Below are 3,136 nucleotides of genomic sequence, written 5' to 3'. Positions count from 1 at the left end.
GGCGCTGCTGCAGGACCTGCGTGACGCCCCGGAAGGCGACTTCGACTTCCTCGAATGCGCACCGGAGAACTGGATCCATGTCGGCGGCCCGGCCGGTGATGCCCTGGCCGAACTGGCGCAGCGCCATCCGCTGAGCTGCCACGGCCTGTCGCTGTCGCTGGGCGGCAGTGCACCGCTGGATACCCAGCTGCTGGAACAGGTCGGCCGGTTCCTCGAAAAGCACCGCGTGCCGCTGTACAGCGAGCACCTGAGCTACTGCAGCGACGACGGCCACCTGTACGACCTGCTGCCGATTCCCTTTACCGACGAAGCCGTGCGCCATACCGCGCAGCGCATCAGCCGCGTGCAGGACCTGCTGGGCCGTCGCATCGCAGTGGAGAACGTGTCCTACTACCTGGCACCCGCGCCGGCGATGGACGAACTGGCCTTCACCAATGCCGTGCTTGCCGAAGCCGACTGCGACCTGCTGCTGGACGTCAACAATGTCTACGTCAACGCCTGCAACCACGGCTACGATGCCGATGCCTTCATCGCCGGCCTGCCTGCACGGCGCATCGTCTGCCTGCATGTGGCCGGGCACCTGGACGAGGCACCCGACCTGAAGATCGATACCCACGGCAGCGCGGTGATCGATCCGGTCTGGGCGCTGCTGGCGCGTACCTATGCACGCATCGGCCCGCGTCCCACCCTGCTCGAACGCGATTTCAATTTCCCGCCGTATGCAGAACTGCAGGGCGAACTGCAGACCATCCGCCGCCTGCAGGCCACACATGCCGGGGCGGCACATGGCTGATTCCGCCGACACCCTGCGCGCGCAGCAGCACGCCTTCACCGCGCACCTGCGCAACCCGCAGGCGGTACCCGCACCGGCCGGACTGGAGCCACGCCGGGTCGCGGTGTATCGGCACCTGCTGTTCAACAACCTGCTCGGCCTGTTGAGCAACGGTTTCCCGGTCTGCGTGCGCCTGCTTGGCGAACCGGCCTGGAGCGCCCTGGTGCGCCACTACTTCGCCACCCATCGCTGCCAGACACCGCTGTTCACCGAACTGGCCGCCGAGTTCGTGCAGTGGCTGCAGGCGCAGCCGCAGCTGCCGCACCCGGCGCTGGCCGAACTGGCCCACTACGAGTGGGTGGAAACCGCGCTGTACCAGCTGCAGGCCGAACCGCTTCCTGCGCCTGGCGATACTGATCCACTTCGGGTGCCGCTGCGGCGTTCGCCGCTGGCGTGGCCGCTGCTGTACCAATGGCCGGTGCACCGTCTCGGTGCAGAGGATGCGCCGACCCAGCCCCTTCCAGAACCCACCGGCCTGCTGGTCCGCCGCGAAGCCGACGGTGAAGTGCGATTCGCCGCGCTCAGCCCGCTGGCGGTACACCTGCTGGCGAGCATCGGCGAACGGCCCGGCCTGGAAGGACAGACGTACCTGCAGCAGCTGGCCACCTCGCACGGGCTGGCCGAGGACGTACTGGCCGAGCCCGGTGCCGCACTGCTGCTGCAGTTCCTGCAGGCCGGCGTGATCGGCCCGCTCGCCCCCCCGCCCTGACGCCTCTTCCACTGGAGATCCAACGATGAACCTGCCGCTCCTGGCCGCCGCGCGCGGTCGGCTGGACCGTCTCGCCCCCTGGGTGGCGCCGCTGGGCCTGCGCCTGCTGCTGGCCTGGGAATACTTCGAATCCGGCCGTGAGAAGCTGCACGGCCAGAACTGGTTCGCCGACCTGCAGGGCGCCTTCCCGTTCCCGTTCAACCAACTGCCTGCTGCCCTGAACTGGCAGCTGGCCATCTGGTTCGAACTGGTCGGCGCGGCCTGCCTGCTGTTTGGTTTCGGTACCCGTTTCGCCGCCGCCAGCCTACTGGTGCTGACCGTGGTGGCGACCTATGCGGTGCATTGGCCGATGCAATGGAATTCGCTGGGTGACCTCGCGATGGGGTATGCCATCAGCGACCAGGGCTACGGCAACTTCAAGCTGCCGGTGTTGTTCATGGCCATGCTGCTGCCGCTGATCTTCACTGGCGCCGGCAAGCTGAGCGTGGACGCCTGGTTGGCCCGGTGGCAGCCATCGGTCACGACGGCACGGCCTGCGGTGCGCTAGATGACGACCGTGGTTGGCGCGCCGTGTGCCAACCAAGGTTGGCACCTACCGGAATCCAGAGCGTGCGGTGCCCGGTAGGTGTCGACCTTGGTCGACACACGCCCACGCAGGGAGCCCATGCACAGAAAGCTGGCCGGGCGCTCAGGGTCGCTCTGCTAGAATTCACGCATGACTGACTCCCCCTCCGCACCTGCCGCCGCTCCCGATTCCGCAGTACCCCAGGCGCAGCGCGCGATGTCACAACGCTTCCGCGGCTTCCTGCCGGTGGTGGTGGATGTGGAAACCGGCGGCTTCGACAGCCAGCGCAATGCGCTGCTGGAAATCGCTGCGGTGCCGATCGAGATGGACGAGAACGGCCTGCTCTACCCCGGCCAGACCGCCAGTGCCCACGTGGTCCCGGCCGAGGGCCTGGAGATCGACCCGAAGTCGCTGGAAGTGACCGGCATCATCCTCGACCACCCGTTCCGGCTGGCCAAGGAAGAAAAAGCGGCGTTGGACCACATCTTCACTCCGGTGCGTGCGGCGATGAAGAAGTACGGCTGCCAGCGCGCGATCCTGGTGGGCCACAACGCCCATTTCGACCTCGGCTTCGTCAACGCGGCCGTGGCCCGCACCGGCCACAAGCGCAACCCATTCCACCCGTTCAGCGTGTTCGACACGGTCACCCTGGCCGGTATCGCCTACGGCCAGACCGTGCTGGCGCGTGCGGCCACCGCCGCCGGGCTGGGTTGGGATGCCAACGAGGCACACAGCGCGGTGTATGACACCGAGCAGACCGCGCGGCTGTTCTGCACCATCGCCAACGCCTGGCCGCGGTGAAGCGGCCAACGGCGGAGCCCCTCGTGGCGGGCTGACAGCGATTCCTGGTAGGGCCGGGCGGGTGGACTGCGCAGGGGACGCTGCAAGTACGTCCCTGTAGCTCGGTCGCCGCATCCATGCGGCTCACGCCCCTGCGCAGCCCACCCGCCCGGCCACGGACAGTTTCCAGCGAGCACCACGGAAAGATCAGAAAAAGCGGGAGCAACAGCGGGTCGCTGCGCTCGTTGGG

The 3,136-nt window shown here is 67.8% G+C and carries 4 protein-coding genes; all 4 read left to right on the top strand.

Annotation, left to right across the window (positions count from 1 at the left end; genetic code table 11):
* On the top strand, positions 1–793 hold a 793-nt coding region (locus N5E02_RS20595; protein WP_279946706.1), incomplete at its 5' end, for a DUF692 domain-containing protein.
* Positions 786–1,541 carry a putative DNA-binding domain-containing protein gene (locus N5E02_RS20590; RefSeq protein ID WP_012479632.1) on the top strand — a complete coding sequence of 252 codons (756 nt, stop codon included), beginning with the start codon at positions 786–788 and terminating at the stop codon, positions 1,539–1,541. The genes N5E02_RS20595 and N5E02_RS20590, both read left to right, overlap by 8 nt.
* Before the next feature lie 25 nt (positions 1,542–1,566).
* Complete coding sequence (locus tag N5E02_RS20585; RefSeq protein ID WP_279946705.1) at positions 1,567–2,088, top strand: DoxX family protein; 522 nt, start codon at positions 1,567–1,569, stop codon at positions 2,086–2,088.
* A 234-nt stretch (positions 2,089–2,322) separates the two neighbouring features.
* Positions 2,323–2,907, top strand: coding sequence for a ribonuclease T (rnt, locus tag N5E02_RS20580; protein WP_005408782.1), 585 nt, complete (start codon positions 2,323–2,325; stop codon positions 2,905–2,907).
* Positions 2,908–3,136 lie beyond the last annotated feature (229 nt).

The organism is Stenotrophomonas sp. GD03777 (assembly GCF_029842485.1).
Lineage (GTDB): Bacteria > Pseudomonadota > Gammaproteobacteria > Xanthomonadales > Xanthomonadaceae > Stenotrophomonas > Stenotrophomonas sepilia.
The sequence above is the reverse complement of the archived record's forward strand: the minus strand, read 5'-3'. Positions and strand labels throughout refer to the sequence as shown.

Coding starts and splice junctions, on each gene's coding strand:
- rnt (WP_005408782.1), top strand. CDS start 2,323: ATGTCACAACGCTTCCGCGGCTTCCTGCCGGTGGTGGTGGATGTGGAA.
- N5E02_RS20585 (WP_279946705.1), top strand. CDS start 1,567: ATGAACCTGCCGCTCCTGGCCGCCGCGCGCGGTCGGCTGGACCGTCTC.
- N5E02_RS20590 (WP_012479632.1), top strand. CDS start 786: ATGGCTGATTCCGCCGACACCCTGCGCGCGCAGCAGCACGCCTTCACC.